The 14,450-nt window shown below is 67.0% G+C and carries 14 protein-coding genes; 8 read left to right on the top strand and 6 right to left on the bottom strand.

Going from position 1 to position 14,450, the window contains the following annotated elements:
- The first annotated feature begins 180 nt into the window (after positions 1-180).
- Positions 181-2,607: a glycoside hydrolase family 2 TIM barrel-domain containing protein gene (locus tag AC1RR5_RS25610; RefSeq protein WP_492926393.1), complete on the top strand. Its 2,427-nt coding sequence runs from the start codon at positions 181-183 to the stop codon at positions 2,605-2,607.
- Positions 2,608-2,697: 90 nt separating this feature from the next.
- Here AC1RR5_RS25610 and AC1RR5_RS25605 read toward each other — a convergent pair whose 3' ends face one another.
- Positions 2,698-3,594, bottom strand: a complete 897-nt coding sequence (locus tag AC1RR5_RS25605; protein ID WP_492926391.1) for an SPFH domain-containing protein — start codon at positions 3,592-3,594, stop codon at positions 2,698-2,700.
- A gap of 135 nt (positions 3,595-3,729) precedes the next feature.
- Between AC1RR5_RS25605 and AC1RR5_RS25600 the strand changes: the two genes are divergently transcribed.
- Positions 3,730-4,197, top strand: coding sequence for an Lrp/AsnC family transcriptional regulator (locus AC1RR5_RS25600; protein ID WP_492926389.1), 468 nt, complete (start codon positions 3,730-3,732; stop codon positions 4,195-4,197).
- Positions 4,198-4,200: 3 nt separating this feature from the next.
- Here AC1RR5_RS25600 and AC1RR5_RS25595 read toward each other — a convergent pair whose 3' ends face one another.
- Positions 4,201-4,632, bottom strand: coding sequence for a hypothetical protein (locus AC1RR5_RS25595; protein WP_492926387.1), 432 nt, complete (start codon positions 4,630-4,632; stop codon positions 4,201-4,203).
- 231 nt (positions 4,633-4,863) lie between these two features.
- Between AC1RR5_RS25595 and AC1RR5_RS25590 the strand changes: the two genes are divergently transcribed.
- The 6 genes from AC1RR5_RS25590 (at position 4,864) to AC1RR5_RS25565 (ending at position 10,222) form a co-directional block, all read left to right on the top strand.
- Positions 4,864-6,054 carry an amino acid aminotransferase gene (locus AC1RR5_RS25590; RefSeq protein ID WP_492926385.1) on the top strand — a complete coding sequence of 397 codons (1,191 nt, stop codon included), beginning with the start codon at positions 4,864-4,866 and terminating at the stop codon, positions 6,052-6,054.
- The gene (hppD, locus tag AC1RR5_RS25585) at positions 6,051-7,136 is read left to right on the top strand and encodes a 4-hydroxyphenylpyruvate dioxygenase (RefSeq protein ID WP_492926383.1); all 1,086 of its coding nucleotides are present in this window, start codon (positions 6,051-6,053) and stop codon (positions 7,134-7,136) included. Before AC1RR5_RS25590 ends, hppD begins: the two co-directional genes overlap by 4 nt.
- A gap of 128 nt (positions 7,137-7,264) precedes the next feature.
- Complete coding sequence (gene hmgA / locus AC1RR5_RS25580) at positions 7,265-8,545, top strand: homogentisate 1,2-dioxygenase (RefSeq protein WP_492926382.1); 1,281 nt, start codon at positions 7,265-7,267, stop codon at positions 8,543-8,545.
- A 26-nt stretch (positions 8,546-8,571) separates the two neighbouring features.
- Complete coding sequence (locus tag AC1RR5_RS25575; RefSeq protein ID WP_492926381.1) at positions 8,572-9,579, top strand: fumarylacetoacetate hydrolase family protein; 1,008 nt, start codon at positions 8,572-8,574, stop codon at positions 9,577-9,579.
- On the top strand, positions 9,576-9,950 hold the full coding sequence (locus AC1RR5_RS25570; protein WP_492926380.1) for a Rieske (2Fe-2S) protein: 375 nt from the start codon (positions 9,576-9,578) through the stop codon (positions 9,948-9,950). The genes AC1RR5_RS25575 and AC1RR5_RS25570 overlap by 4 nt, the downstream gene beginning before the upstream one ends.
- Before the next feature lie 74 nt (positions 9,951-10,024).
- Positions 10,025-10,222 carry a hypothetical protein gene (locus tag AC1RR5_RS25565; protein WP_492926379.1) on the top strand — a complete coding sequence of 66 codons (198 nt, stop codon included), beginning with the start codon at positions 10,025-10,027 and terminating at the stop codon, positions 10,220-10,222.
- A gap of 49 nt (positions 10,223-10,271) precedes the next feature.
- Here AC1RR5_RS25565 and AC1RR5_RS25560 read toward each other — a convergent pair whose 3' ends face one another.
- The 4 genes from AC1RR5_RS25560 to AC1RR5_RS25545 form a co-directional block, all read right to left on the bottom strand.
- Positions 10,272-11,423: an outer membrane beta-barrel protein gene (locus tag AC1RR5_RS25560; protein WP_492926378.1), complete on the bottom strand. Its 1,152-nt coding sequence runs from the start codon at positions 11,421-11,423 to the stop codon at positions 10,272-10,274.
- Positions 11,424-11,894: 471 nt separating this feature from the next.
- The gene (locus AC1RR5_RS25555) at positions 11,895-12,377 is read right to left on the bottom strand and encodes a RidA family protein (protein ID WP_492926377.1); all 483 of its coding nucleotides are present in this window, start codon (positions 12,375-12,377) and stop codon (positions 11,895-11,897) included.
- A 27-nt stretch (positions 12,378-12,404) separates the two neighbouring features.
- Positions 12,405-12,797, bottom strand: coding sequence for a c-type cytochrome (locus AC1RR5_RS25550; RefSeq protein ID WP_492926375.1), 393 nt, complete (start codon positions 12,795-12,797; stop codon positions 12,405-12,407).
- A gap of 16 nt (positions 12,798-12,813) precedes the next feature.
- A complete protein-coding gene (locus tag AC1RR5_RS25545; RefSeq protein ID WP_492926373.1) occupies positions 12,814-14,415 on the bottom strand; it encodes a flavin monoamine oxidase family protein in 1,602 nt (533 codons plus the stop codon).
- Between the last annotated feature and the right edge of the window lie 35 nt (positions 14,416-14,450).

Below are 14,450 nucleotides of genomic sequence, written 5' to 3'. Positions count from 1 at the left end.
GGGCGACCCTGACAAGGGGCCCAAGAAGTAATTGAAGCGCCCCGGGGAAACCCGGGGCGTTTTGCTTTGGCAACTACGCCCGATTGACCTTCCCGACGCTTTGACGCTAGCCTTTCATTTAATGGGATATCATCCCGAATAATGAGAGTTGCCGGATTCGGCGACACCAGGGAGGACGGCTTGTCGAAAACGGGCCTCTTGTTCGCCGGCGCGGCTCTCGCGCTGTTGCTCGCTTCTGCGGCCAGCGCGGCCGATCGCCAGACCACGCCGTTGGCCGAGGACTGGAAGGTCTTCGTCGGCGATCCCGAGGGCGCGGAGACGCTCGCGCTGGACGACTCCGGCTGGACCAAGGTCTCGGTCCCGCACGACTGGGCCATCGCCGGACCGTTCGTCGTCAAGGCGCGGGCCGGCGGGGCCGGGGGCTTCCTGCCGACGGGCGTAGCCTGGTACCGCAAGACCCTGGACGCCAAGCCGACCCCGGGCCGCCGGGTCTTCGTCGAGCTGGACGGGGTGATGGAGCGCAGCGGCGTCTGGATCAACGGCCACCACCTGGGTCACCGCCCCAGCGGCTATGTCGGCCTGCGCTACGACGTCACCGACTTCCTGCGGGCCGACGGTCGCAACGTGTTGGCCGTGCGGGCCGACACCGCATTTGCCCCTTCGTCGCGCTGGTACGCAGGGTCGGGGATCTACGGGAAGGTCCGGCTGATCGAGACTGGCGAGCTGCATGTCGAGCAGGGCGGGGCGTTCGTCAGCACGCCGGTGATCGGATCGGATAGCGCCACGGCCAAAGTCCAGGTCGACGTGACCAATGGTGGCAAGGCCAATGCCCAAGCCGGACTGGAGATCGTCGTCACCGGTCCTGACGGCAAGATCGTCGCCCGCCAGACCGTCGCGCCGGTCGCTGTCGATGTCGGCCGCACCGAGACCCTGACCGCCGAGCTGGCCATCGCCTCGCCTAAGCTGTGGGACCTGCAGACGCCCGACCTCTATCAGGCCACGATCCGGGTGATTGGCGCCGATGGCCAGGCCAGTGACACCGAAGTCGTGCCGTTCGGCATCCGCACCGCCGAGTTCAAGGCCGAGACCGGCTTCTGGCTGAACGGCAAGAACTTCAAGCTCAAGGGCGTGGCCCTGCACGCCGACGGCGGCGCGGTCGGGGCGGCCGTGCCCCTGGCGGTCTGGCGTCAGCGCTTCACCGCCCTGAAGGCCCTGGGCGTCAACGCCATCCGCACGGCCCACAACCCGCCGTCGCCGGAGTTTCTGGACCTGGCCGACCGCATGGGCTTCGTCGTCATGGATGAGCTGTTCGACCAGTGGAACGTCGCCAAGACGCCCGGCGACTACCACCTGTTCTTCAGCGACTGGCACAAGCGCGACGCGCGCGACATGCTGCGCCGCGACCGCAATCACCCCAGCGTGGTGATCTGGAGCGCCGGCAACGAGATTCACGACACCGCCTATCCCGTCCAGGCCAAGGCGGCGCTGAGCAGCCTGCTCAACGTGATGCACGCCACCGATCCGACCCGGCCGGTGACCATGGGCCTGTTCCGACCCAACGTGACGGGCGACTACAGCAACGGCCTGGCCGACATGCTGGACGTGGTCGGCCAGAACTATCGCGAAGGCGAGCTGACCAAGGCTCACACCGACAAGCCCAGCCGCAAGATCGTCGGGACCGAGAACAGCCACACGCGCGGCTCGTGGGTCGCGGTGCGCGACTTCGCGCCCTATGCCGGCATGTTCCTGTGGACCGGCGTCGACTATCTGGGCGAGTCCGACCGCAGCGGCTGGCCCAATATCGGCAATCCGGCGGGCCTGCTGGACCGCGCCGGCCAGGTGAAGGTCACGGGCATGCAGCGGGCCGGTTGGTGGTCGGAGACGCCGGTCATCCACGTCGTGCGCAACGCCGCCCCGGCCGCGCCGCCGCCCTCCAACGACGGCGCGGGTCCGGCGCCGGCCCTGCCGACCATGGTCGCGGTGGCCACGCCGGCCCAGAAGCCCCGGATCTTCGACGACTGGACGCCCGAGGACCTGTCGGCCCATCCCGAGACCATCGAGGTCTACAGCAACTGCCCCTCGGTCGACGTGACGCTGAACGGCCGCGCCCTGGGCGCCCTGCCGCTGCCCGCCGACGGCTCGCCCCGCCAGTGGAGCGTGACCTTCGCGCCGGGCGAGGTGGTTGCCAGCTGCGGCGGGACGGGGCCGCGCGACACGCTGCGCACCGCCGGCGCGGCCAAGCGCATCGTGCTGGCCAGCGACGACAAGAGCGTGGGGACAAGCTTCGACGACCTGGCCTTCGTCCGCGCCAAGGTGGTCGACGCCAAGGGCGTGGTCGTGCCCTCGGCCGACGTCGCCATCACCTTCGCGGTCTCGGGCGCGGGCCAGTTCGTGGCTGCCGACAACGCCGCGCCTGCTGACCACACGCCGTTCGCCTCGCCGGTCCGCTCAGCCTATCGAGGCACGGCGACGGCCCTGGTGCGCGGGGCAGGGGCGGGCAAGCTGACGATCAAGGCCAACGCGCCTGGCCTTGAGGCCGCGACGCTGGTGCTGCCGATCGCACCATCCAAACCCGCTCATCCCCGCGAAAGCGGGGACCCAAGCTGAATTTCAAGCAAGTGGTGCGGCCCGAGACAAATCTGCTGAGTCAGCTTGGGTCCCCGCTTTCGCGGGGAGGAGCGGTGATGGGGGAGGGCTCTAGTCGATCTTCACGAAGGGCGTCGAGCCGCCGGTGACCTTGGGCAGCTCGCCGTTCCACTTCTCGATGGCCAGCTGTTGCAGCACCTGCGGGTTGGCGCGCAGGGCCTCGCCCTTGATGCGGATGGACTCGGCCTCGCCGCGCGCCCGGGCGATGGCGGCGTTGGCCAGAGCGGTTTCCTTGGCCTCGAGGGCCTTGGCGGCCAGGGCTTCCTGCTCCAGCTGGGTCTTGGCCTGCATCTGCTGGATGATCGCTGCCGGGTAGCGGATCGAGCCGATCCAGTCGAGCTGCGAGACCGTCACGCCATGGCGCGCCCACTTGCTGGCGACCCGGGCGTAGGCCTTCTGGATCACCATCTGGCGACCGCCGCTGTACAGGGTCTCGACCCCGACCTTCTCGGCCTCGGCGGCGACGGCCGAGCGGACGTCGTTGCGAATCGGGCCGTCCAGCAGCTGGTCGAACGACAGGCGATAGGTCTGGTAGAGGTTCGGGGCCGAGGCCGGATTGACCTGCAGGGTTACGGAGATGTCGGCCGTCATCGGCAGGCCAGTGTTGTCGGAGAAGGTGATCTCCTCGTTCTCGTTACCGCGCTCGTCCTTCTCGCGGGTGTAGCTGTAGGTGCGCTGGATCACCGGATACTGGATGATCCGCTCGCCGATCCCGCGGAAGTACCAGCGGGCGGGCAGGGGCTCGGGCGCGACGCCGGCCGAGGCGCCCAGGGTGCGGATCTTCACGCCGACATTGCCTGGCTCGACCGTGGTGCTGTGGCTTAGCACGCTGCACGAGCCCAGCAGCAGAAGCAGCACGATCGCCGTGCCGCCCAGGACCCGCTGGCCCTGCTTCTGGAACGGGCTCTTCAGCTTTTTGGCGCCGGAGGCGAAGGGGCTGTCGGTCATACGGGATCCTGGCGTTGCGCGTTTCGCCCAATGGTAGAGCGGCAAGCCTGACCATGCGCAAGGCTCGTCTCCACTCGGACCCGGAAATGCGCTAAGGGGTCATGATCTGCCAACTGTCAGCTGAAACCGGTCACGATGAAGCTCACCCGCGCCGATCGGAAGATCCTCCAGATCCTGCAGGAGGACGGCAAGATCTCGAACGTTGACCTGGCCGAACGGGTGGGGCTGTCGCCCAGTCCGTGCCTGCGCCGGGTCAAGCAGCTGGAGGCCTCGGGCCTGATCAGCGGCTATGTCGCGCTGCTGGATCGGCGCAAGGCCCAGCTGGGCGTGCTGGCCTATGTCGAGGTCCAGGTCGACCACACCGAGGGCGCGGCCGAGGCCTTCCGGCAGGCGGTGCTGCGCGAGCCCGAGGTGGTGGGCTGCTACGTCATGACCGGCAGCTTCGACTACCTGCTGCGGGTGGTGGCGCCCGACCTCGACGCCTATGGCGAACTGATGATGAAGCGCCTGCTGAAGATGCCGGCGGTCAAGGACGTGCGCTCCGCGTTCGTAATGGACACGATCAAGGATTCCACGGCCTTGCCGCTGGATTATATGGAATAGGCGCTACTCGACCGCGCGCCGCGTGAAGATGCCGACGGCCGAGGCCAGGAGGCCCGCGGTCAGCATCAGCAGCATCTCGGCCAGGCCCGGCGCCCAGACCACGAAGGGCGGGGCGCCGCCGTCATAGACCACGCGCACGACCATGTTGGTGGCCTGGAACACCGCGCCGCCCAGGCCCAGCAGCACGCCGCCATAGGCCAGCCGTGCCGACAGCCGCGCGCCGGGCGGCCAGCGGCGGATCGCGCCGACCAGCGCCACGGCGATCAGGACCAGCAGCACAAGGGTCAGGGCCTTGGTGAACGGTCCCATGTCCAGGAACACCGAGCCGAACTTGTTGCCGTTCGCGCCAGGCCGCACCGCGTTCTCGCACAAGGCCTGTCCGCCGCTGGCCAGCGCCGCCAGCAAGCCGATGGCCAAGGTGTAGGTCCGTTTCATGATCTCTCCGATTTACAGGTGTCGATCGAGTGTTTCGATGAAAAACTACAACTGTCAATCATAACATGGTGCAGTTTTGTCGAGTGGTGTTGGCGTATCATGGCTCGTAGAGGGTCTGAAAGGGTCACAATATGACCAATATTGCAGTCTGATCGGTCACATTCAGCAGGTTCTGACCGGAGCGCGACGATAGGCTGCCCTTCCTCGATCGGCAGTTCGAAGCAGGCTCCCATGACCTCTCCCTCCGTGTTCACTGGCTTGACACCGCAAGCGCCGGACTCTCTGCTGTCGCTAATCGGCCTGTATCGCCGTGATCCGCGCCCGGAGAAGATCGATTTGGGCGTGGGCGTGTTCCGTGACGATGCCGGCGCGACGCCGGTGCTGGAGGCCGTCAAGGCCGCCGAGCAGATCCTGCTGAACACGCAGGCCACCAAGTCCTACCTCGGTCCGGAGGGCGACATCGGCTATCTGGACCTGCTCAAGCCGATCATCTTCGGCGACGCGGTCGACCACGAGGTGTTCGGCGTCCAGACGCCGGGCGGCACTGGCGCCGTGCGTCTGGCGTGCGAGCTGCTGCTGGCGGCCAAGCCCGATATCCGCATGTTCATCGGCGCCCCGACCTGGCCCAACCACACCCAGATCCTGGACCAGCTGGGCATCGAGACGGTCACCTTCCGCCACTACGACCAGCGCGCCCAGAAGCTGGGCTTCGACGACATGATGGCGACGCTGGAGACGGCGCGGGCGGGCGACGCGGTGCTGCTGCACGCCTGCTGCCATAACCCGTCGGGCGCCGACTACAGCCTGGAGCAATGGGGGGCGATCGCCGAGCTCGTTGGTCGTAAAGGCATCACCCCGCTGATCGACCTGGCCTATCAGGGCCTGGGCCTGGGCCTTGAAGAAGACGCCGCCGGCATGCGCCTGGTTTTGGCCGCCGCCGAGGACGGTCTGCTAGCCTATTCGTGCGACAAGAACTTCGGCCTGTATCGTGAGCGCGTCGGCGCCCTCTACACCCTGACCCGCGACGCCGAGACCCTGGACCTGGCCGCCAGCAACATCCGGGCACTGGCCCGCACCAACTGGTCGATGCCGCCGGATCACGGCGCCGCCACGGTTCGTGTTATCCTGGAGAGCGAAGCCCTCACGACGCTCTGGAAGTCCGAACTGGAAGCCATGCGCACGCGCGTGGTCGACCTGCGTCAGCGCCTGGCGACGGCGGTTCCGCTGCTGGTGCCGCTGGCCGGGCAGCACGGCCTGTTCGCCCTGCTGCCGCTGTCGCCGGCCCAGGTCGCCCAGCTGCGCGAAGACCACGGCATCTACATGGCGGGTTCGGGCCGCATCAATCTGGCCGGCCTGACCGTTAGCAACATCGACACGTTCGCGCGGGCGCTCAACGCCTGCCTGCAGGGAGAACCCGCATGACCCCCAATGGCACTTTGGTTTCCGAACAGAACCCGCTTGGCCTCGACGGCTTCGAGTTCGTCGAGTTCACCAGCCCCGATCCGGCGACCATGGTCGGCCTGATCGAGCAGCTGGGCTTCGTCGCCGCCAGCAAGCACCCGACCAAGGCCGCGACCCGCTACAAGCAGGGCCGTATCAACCTGATCGTCAACCAGGAGACGGCCGGCCAAGTCGCCGACTTCCGTGAAGCCCACGGCCCGTCGGCCAACGGCATGGCCTTCCGCGTCGAGAACGTCGAACAGGCCTATGCCGACGCCCTGGCGCGCGGCGCCAAGGCAGCCGACGCCTCGCGCTCGCTGCTGGGCGCGGACGCCAAGGTGCTGGAAGGCATCGGCGGCTCTCTGCTGTATCTCGTCGACCGCTACGGCGACGGCGGCACCATCTATGACAGCTGGGAACAGGTTCCGGGCGCGGCCTTGGAAGAGGCAAAGAACAATGTCGGCCTGGACCTGCTCGACCACCTGACCCACAACGTCAAGCGCGGCCAGATGCGCACCTGGTCGACCTTCTACAACTCGGTGTTCGGCTTCGAGGAGCAGAAATACTTCGACATCAAGGGCCAGGCCACGGGCCTGTTCAGCCAGGCGATGATCGCGCCTGACAAGGCCATCCGCATCCCGCTGAACGAAAGCCAGGACGACAAGAGCCAGATCGAGGAGTTCATCCGCCAGTACAACGGCGAGGGCATCCAGCACCTGGCCCTGACCACGGACGACATCTACGGCACCGTCGAGAAGCTGCGCGCTCGCGGCGTCAAGCTGCAGGACACCATCGAGACCTACTACGAGCTGGTCGACAAGCGCGTCCCCGGCCACGGCGAGGACCTGGAACGCCTGAAGAAGAACCGCATCCTGCTGGACGGCAATGTCGGCGACGAAGGCCTGCTGCTGCAGATCTTCACCGAGAACCTGTTTGGCCCGATCTTCTTCGAGATCATCCAGCGCAAGGGCAACCAGGGCTTCGGCAACGGCAACTTCCAGGCCCTGTTCGAGAGCATCGAGCTGGACCAGATCCGCCGTGGGGTGATCACGGTAGACGCCTGAGGGCCCACACCTCGTCCTTCGACAAGCTCAGGATGAGGTGTTTACTGCGATCGTTAGGGTAGCCCTCATCCTGAGCCTGTCGAAGGACGAGGGCGGCTCCGCTTGCGTCAAGATCCAAGGACCCAACCATGGACCTCCGCTACCAAACCGGCTTCGGCGCTCACTTCGCCACCGAGGCCGTGGCCGGCGCGCTGCCGGTGGGCCAGAACTCGCCGCAGCGCGTGCCGTTCGGGCTCTATGCCGAGCAGCTGTCCGGCACGGCCTTCACCGCCCCGCGCCACGAGAACAAGCGCAGCTGGCTCTACCGCCTGCGGCCCAGCGCCGGGCACGGGGCCTACCAGCCCTACGCCCAGAGCAAGCTGGCCAGCGGTCCGTTCGAAGGCCCGGTGACGCCCAACCGCCTGCGCTGGGACCCGATCGCCATTCCGGCCGAGCCCACCGACTTCGTCGACGGCCTGGTCACCCTGGCCGGCAATGGCGATGTCGCCACGCAAGCCGGTCTCGGCGTCCACGTCTATCTCGCCAACGTCTCGATGCAGAACCGGGTGTTCTACGACGCCGACGGCGAGCTCTTGATCGTACCGCAGCAGGGCGTGCTGACCCTGGTCACCGAGCTGGGCGTGCTGAAGGCCGGCCCCGGCCACATCGCGGTGATCCCGCGTGGCGTGCGGTTCCGGGTCGAGGTCGACGGTCCCTCGCGAGGCTATGTCTGCGAGAACTACGGCGCGGCGTTCAAGCTGCCGGACCTGGGGCCCATCGGCTCCAACGGCCTGGCCAATCCGCGCGACTTCGAGACGCCCGTGGCGGCGTTCGAGGACGTCGATGCGGCGACCCTGGTGATCCAGAAGTTCCAGGGCCAGCTGTGGGCCGCCGAATGGGATCACAGCCCGCTGGACGTGGTGGCCTGGCACGGCAACCTCGCGCCGTACCGCTACGACCTGTCGCGCTTCAACACGATCAACACGGTCAGCTTCGACCACCCCGATCCGTCGATCTTCACGGTCCTGACCTCGCCCAGCGAGATCCCGGGCACGGCCAATTGCGACTTCGTGATCTTCCCGCCGCGCTGGATGGTGGCCGAGCACACGTTTCGTCCGCCGTGGTTCCACCGCAACGTGATGAGCGAGTTCATGGGCCTGATCCACGGCGCCTATGACGCCAAGGCAGGCGGCTTCGTCCCCGGCGGCGCCAGCTTGCACAACTGCATGAGCGACCACGGCCCCGACGTGGCCAGCCACCAGAAGGCAACGGAAGCCCAGCTGGCCCCGCACAAGATCGACGGGACCATGGCCTTCATGTTCGAAAGCCGCTGGGTGATCCGGCCGACAAAGTTCGCGCTGGAGACTTCCGCGCTTCAGGGTGACTATGACGCGTGTTGGACGGGCTTCCCCAAGGCCCGCCTGCCTTAATCAGAACTGGGAAAGAGGAAGCGCTGATGAAGCTCGCGTCTCTCAAGGGCGGCCGTGACGGCCGGCTTGTGGTGGTCTCCAACGACCTGGCCTGGTTCACCGACGCCGGGACGATCGCGCCCACCTTGCAGGCCGCGCTGGACGACTGGCAGCGCTGCGGGGTGATGCTGGCGGGCCTGGCCGAGAGCCTCGAGCATGGCGGCGTGCCCAAGGAACGCTTCCACGAGCACGACGCCATGAGCCCGCTGCCGCGCGCGTTCCAGTGGGTCGACGGCTCGGCCTACGTCAACCACGTGCAGCTGGTGCGCCAGGCGCGCGGCGCCGAGATGCCCGAGACCTTCTGGACCGATCCCCTGATGTACCAGGGCGCGTCGGACGGCTTTCTGGCCCCGCGCGATCCGATCCCGCTGGCCGACGCCGCCTGGGGCTGCGACCTGGAAGGCGAAGTGGCGGTCATCGTCGACGACGTGCCGCTGGGCGCCAGCCGCGAGGAGGCCCTGGAGGCCATCCGCCTGGTCATGCTGTGCAACGACGTGTCCCTGCGCAACCTGATCCCGGGCGAGCTCGCCAAGGGTTTCGGCTTCGTGCAGTCCAAGCCGGCCAGCGCCTTCTCGCCGGTGGCGGTGTCGCCCGACGCGCTGGGTGACGCCTGGAAGGACGGCAAGCTGCACGGCGCCCTTCTGGTCGAGCTGGACGGCAAGGACTTCGGCCGCGCCGACGCCGGCGTCGACATGACCTTCGACTTCGGGACCCTGGTGGCCCACGCCGCCAAGACCCGAGCGCTCAGCGCCGGCACCATCGTCGGCTCGGGCACCGTGTCCAATCGTGGCGAGGACGGCGGTCCTGGCAAGCCGATCAGCGAAGGCGGCCTCGGCTACTCATGCCTGGCCGAACTGCGCACGGTCGAGACCATCCTGCACGGCGCGGCCAAGACGCCGTTCCTGCTGGGCGACGACACCATCCGCATCGAGATGAAGGACGCCAAGGGCCACTCGATCTTTGGCGCCATCGAACAGACGGTCGAGCGGGTTTGAGCGAAGAGGCCGTTGCTGTCGGGCGGATCTGGGAAACGCGCGCCGGGATCAATCTCGGCCCGCTGGACCTGATCGCCGACGGCAAGGCCAGGAATTACGTGCTGCAGATCGGCGACAAGCGTTTCCACGGCTTCGTGGTGCGCCGGGGCGAGGCGGTGTTCGGCTATGTCGATCGCTGCCCGCACGCCGGCCTGCCGCTGGCCCAGGAACTGGACCGCTACCTGACTCCTGACGGCGACCTGATCATGTGCTCCTGGCATGGGGCGGTGTTCACGGTGGAGGAGGGGACCTGCGTCGGCGGTCCCTGCGTGGGCGCGAGGCTGTCGCCATGGCCGGTCGAGGCGCGGGACGGACGGATCGTCACGGCCTGACAGTTAACCCTGTTTGGTCAGGCCTGCTTAAGGCTTGCGGACCAGATTGCCGACGCATCCCAGAGGACGTCACAGTGCAGATTTCCGCCTCCAGCGCCGCCCAGTACACGCCGCGTCCGGCCGCCGTTGCGACCGAGGCCGCCGCGCAGATCGTCGACCTGACGCAACTGGCGGTGGCCCAGACCAACGCCAAGGCGACCGCCTCGGCCGGCGCGGCCCTGGCCCAGACCACCGGTGAGCTGACCGGCACGCTGGTCAACATCTCAGCCTGATCCGCAGACCGCCCCGCCTCCCACGAGAGACGGGGCGAGCCTCCCAGTTCTAGAAGAGAATCCCCGTCTCGATCAGCGCGCGGGTTTGCGACTTCGCGTCGCCGCTGGCGCCCAGGCCGGCGCCGGGGGCGTAGTCGCTCAGCTTGATGTAGGCGACCTCGCCCCGGACGAAGAAGGCCCCCTTCTGGAAGGTCGGCGTCAGGGTCAGGGTGGTGGCCTTGCTGTCGGGCCCATACAGCAGGTTGGTCGAGCCGTTGCCGTCGGTGGAGATGTGCTCGGCGCGAGCCGCCAGCGAGAAGGTGTCGTTGAAGCTGTACTTGCCCAGCACCGCGACGCCGGTGGTCGAGGCCGACTCGGTGACGCCCAGCGACGGCATCTTGGGCACGCGCGTGTACTGGACGTAGGGCATGATCGTCAGCGGCCCGTTGGTGTGGGTCCAGATCAGGTTGTAGATCTCGGAGTTGTTCTGCAGCAGCGGCGTGGCCGAGGTGGAGACGTCGACCGCCTTGTCGAAATTGGCGCCGCCGGCGAAGGCGACCACGTTCTTGTCGTTGACGGCGTAGGACACCAGGGCCGAGCCCCAGCTGTACTTGTCCGAATAGAAGCCGTCATTCAGCGAGGCCGAGATGCTGAGTGGGCCGGCGGCGTAGTTCACCTGGACGCCGCGGTTGATCAGGTTCTCCTGGTTCCACAGCTGGCCACGGGTGATGTTGGCGTTCTGGAAGGTGAAGCTGTACTCGGCGCCGATCAGGGTCGGGAGCTTGCCGACCATGATCGAGACGTTCTCGCTGGGCACGAACTTCACGAACGCCTGCGACACCGTGCCGAAGGTGTTCTTGGTGTTGTCGGTCGCCTCGCCATAAGGCGCGCCCACGGTTGGGAACGAATAGGCGCCGAACTGGGCGAAGAACTGGATCGGCCCCTCGGTGGTCTGGACCATCACCTGGGCGTTCGAAATGTCGAGACGGGATTTGACGTCGCTGCCGGCCTTGCGGTTCTGCAGGTAGCCGATGCCGCTGATCGCGCCGGTGACATAGACATTGCCCAGCGGCCCCGCGTCGATCGAGGTCGGCTTGGGATTGGCGGCCAGGGGCCAGCTCATCGAGGGCGTGGTCATGGCCTGGGCGGAGGCGGCTTCAGCGCCGGCCAGGGCGAGCATCATGGCGGCGCTGGCGAGCGCGGCGGACTTGGCGAACTTCATTGGACATCCCCTTGGAAAGACGACCCCGTGGCCTTCCGGTCGAGCGGAAGGACGTGTCGACAGTCCAAAGGCTGAGACGTGAACTGATCCCGGCGAAGCATAGTGGCGGTTAAGCGCGCTGATCTTCGGGCGTTAGATCAAATATTGTGCTGCAATTGGCTCAATAGTTGATCATTTATACAGCAGAAAATGGAATATTTTCAATAATTGCTGGTTTGTATCGAAGTATGTCTTGAAGTTTGGGGTGGCCTTGGGTTCTGACGCCGCTTTCACCTCGAAAACCCTCTCTCTATGAGAGAGGGGTTTCCTGTGCCCCAGACAAAAGAACGGCCGCCTTCCAGGAGAAGAAGGCGGCCGAGTCATTGGGAGGAAACGCCCGAAAGGGCTGATTTCCATATAGACGTTTGAAATCGATCTGACAACGTTGTCACGAAATTAATTTCGCGTAACGGTGAAATCGGCTTCGAGGCGTTACTTCTTCCGCGCCGCCTGGGCTTCGATCTCGACCAGCATGCCGTCCTGCACCAGGGCGGTGATCTGGCTGGTGATGCGGGCGGGCTTGTTGGGCTGGGCTTCGGTGCCGAAGAAGGTCTTGTAGCCTTCCATCATGCCGGGGAAGTCCATCTTGCCGCCCTTGGCCGGATCGCCGACCAGCAGCACGCGCATCATGACGACGTCGGCGAGGGTCGCGCCCTGGCTCTTCAGGGCGGCCTCGATGCGGCCGATCACGCCCAGGGTCTGGGTCTTGGTGTCGCCGAACTTGGCGACGCCCGTGGCCTTGTCGTCGATCACCGGCGGGGTCATGCCCGAGACGTAGATGGTGTCATAGCCGGCCGGCACGGTGACGACGCTGGCGATCGGCGACTTGGGATCGCCGCCACGGACGATCTCTTGGGCATGGGCGGAGCCGGCGAGGGCGGCGAGGCCGACGGCGAGGGCGACGAGGCGTTTCATGGTGTTCTCCCTTGAGCAGTTCGAAGATCAGTGGGCCTGCAGGCCGCGCGCCTTGGCGCCGGCCTTGGCCGCGACGCGGGCGGCGGCGACGTCCTTGGGCGCGATGGCCGCGCCCTTGTTGCCCCACGAGCCCCGGACATAGGTCAGGATGGCCGAGAGGTCGGCGTCGGTCAGGTCGTCCTTGAAGGCGGGCATGCCGGCGCGCCCGTTCAGCACCGTGGTCGTCACCAGCCGGGCGTCGCCCTGCACCAGCGGCGAGCCGGCCAGGGCCGGGAAGGCGCCCTTGACGCCCTTGCCCGACACCTGGTGGCAGGCCGAGCAGTTGTCCATGTAGGCGGACTTGCCGTCGGCGGCGGCGATGGCCGGAGCGGCGAGGGCCGCGACGACGGACAGGGCGGCGAGACGATAAGCGAAGGTCATTCGTTTCCTCGAAAGCTTAGGCTTGCTGCACGCGGGCGTGGATCTTGGCGATCTGCTGCCAGGCCGACTCGATGGCGCCGGCCTGCCACCCGCCTAGGTAGCTCAAGTGTTCGCCGGCCAGGTAGAGGCGGCCGTCGGGCTCGCAGAGCACCGGATACGATTCCTTGCGCCCGTTCTCGCCCCACTCGGCCCAGCCGCCCAGATTGTACTCGGCCAGGTGCCAGCTGAAGGAGAAGGCGTTGTCGAAGTTCTCGGCATATTCCGGGAAGATCTTCTGGCCCGCCGCCACGGCGAAGGCCGCGCGCTCAGCCGGGGTCTTGGCGCTGATCCGCGCCGCCTCGCCGCCGAACGCGTAGTAGCCCAAGAGCACGCCCTTCTGCCCCTGCCAGCCGTAGGAGGGCAGGGTGATCGTGTTGATGCCGGGCAAGTCGTTATAGATGTGGCCGCCGTAGATGTGGTGCTTGTCCTCCCAGAAGCGGGACTTCATCTGCAGGCCGATCTTGTTGACCGGGGCGTAGGCCACGCCCTCCATCGCCGCCTTGAACGGGGCCGAGGCGTCCAGGTCGATCTGTTTCAGCACGCTGAGCGGGATGGTGCAGACGCAGTAGTCGGCGGTGACCTCGGTCGCCTTGCCGTCCGGACCCTTGTAGGCGACCGTCACGCCGGTGGGCGACTGCTTGATCTTCTCGACGACCGCGCCGTAGCGGATCATCGGCCCGACCTGCTTTTCGAAGGCCTTGGCGATCTGGTCCATGCCGCCGATCGGCTGCAGCATGGTGCGCTGCTGCTCGTAGCCGGTGACCGAGCTCAGGACCCGCCAGGCGTTGCTGTCCAGCACGTCCTTGAAGGCGTAGGGCGGCAGTTCCTTGCCGGGCCCGGGGCTGACGCCCGCGCCGGGATGGACCGAGAAGCCGCGCCCTTCGGTGCCCTTGTAGGCCAGGTCCTTGGACAGGCGGCCTTCGTTGACCAGGTAGGCGACGAAGCGTTCCTTATCCAGGCCCGACAGGGGCGCGTCCAGCTGACCCTGGCTGGCGGCCTTGGCGACCAGTTCGGCGGTGTAGCCGCGGATGTCGGCGGCGATCTCGCCCTTGCGCACGGGCTTGCCGGCCAGCGGGCCGCCGCCCTTCTCGAAATAGACGTAACTGGCGTCGTTGTCGTTGACGAAGCTCTCCAGCGGCACGCCGAACAGCTTGGTGTAATGCAGGGTCGAGCGGTGGTGGTACGGGATCCGCCACGGGCCGTGGTTGATGTACTGGCCCTCGTCGAACTCGCAGGTCTGTTCGTGGCCGATCAGGTCGGTGTGCTTGAAGCCCTTGCGCGCCGTCTGGCAGCGACCGCCGGCATAGGAGCGGGCTTCCAGCACCTGCACCTGATAGCCGGCCTTGGACAGTTCGTAGGCGGCGGTCATGCCCGCCAGGCCCGCGCCCAGCACGATGACCTTGGCGCCCTTGGCCCCGCCGCTCAGCTCGGGCGGCAGCTCGGTGGCCGAGGCCTGGGAGAAGCCCAGGGCCTCCATGCCCGACAGCACCAGCGACATGCCGCCGACCGCGGCCAGGCTTTCGAAAAACCGACGGCGCGTCAGTACGCCACCCGCCGAAGACGCGTCCAATCCACTCATGACATCCCCGCCTTGTCTCCGGCGTGATCACGTCA

The organism is Caulobacter sp. GW821-FHT11E11 (genome assembly GCF_058808315.1).
Note: the sequence above shows the minus strand (reverse complement) of the source record. Positions and strands in the feature narration are given on the sequence as shown.

What these genes read in the sequence shown, in the direction of transcription:
- AC1RR5_RS25605 (WP_492926391.1), bottom strand. Translation starts at nt 3,594, where the DNA reads ATGACCGACAGCCCCTTCGCCTCCGGCGCCAAAAAGCTGAAGAGCCCG.
- AC1RR5_RS25600 (WP_492926389.1), top strand. Translation starts at nt 3,730, where the DNA reads ATGAAGCTCACCCGCGCCGATCGGAAGATCCTCCAGATCCTGCAGGAG.
- AC1RR5_RS25595 (WP_492926387.1), bottom strand. Translation starts at nt 4,632, where the DNA reads ATGAAACGGACCTACACCTTGGCCATCGGCTTGCTGGCGGCGCTGGCC.
- AC1RR5_RS25590 (WP_492926385.1), top strand. Translation starts at nt 4,864, where the DNA reads ATGACCTCTCCCTCCGTGTTCACTGGCTTGACACCGCAAGCGCCGGAC.
- hppD (WP_492926383.1), top strand. Translation starts at nt 6,051, where the DNA reads ATGACCCCCAATGGCACTTTGGTTTCCGAACAGAACCCGCTTGGCCTC.
- hmgA (WP_492926382.1), top strand. Translation starts at nt 7,265, where the DNA reads ATGGACCTCCGCTACCAAACCGGCTTCGGCGCTCACTTCGCCACCGAG.
- AC1RR5_RS25575 (WP_492926381.1), top strand. Translation starts at nt 8,572, where the DNA reads ATGAAGCTCGCGTCTCTCAAGGGCGGCCGTGACGGCCGGCTTGTGGTG.
- AC1RR5_RS25560 (WP_492926378.1), bottom strand. Translation starts at nt 11,423, where the DNA reads ATGAAGTTCGCCAAGTCCGCCGCGCTCGCCAGCGCCGCCATGATGCTC.
- AC1RR5_RS25555 (WP_492926377.1), bottom strand. Translation starts at nt 12,377, where the DNA reads ATGAAACGCCTCGTCGCCCTCGCCGTCGGCCTCGCCGCCCTCGCCGGC.
- AC1RR5_RS25550 (WP_492926375.1), bottom strand. Translation starts at nt 12,797, where the DNA reads ATGACCTTCGCTTATCGTCTCGCCGCCCTGTCCGTCGTCGCGGCCCTC.
- AC1RR5_RS25545 (WP_492926373.1), bottom strand. Translation starts at nt 14,415, where the DNA reads ATGAGTGGATTGGACGCGTCTTCGGCGGGTGGCGTACTGACGCGCCGT.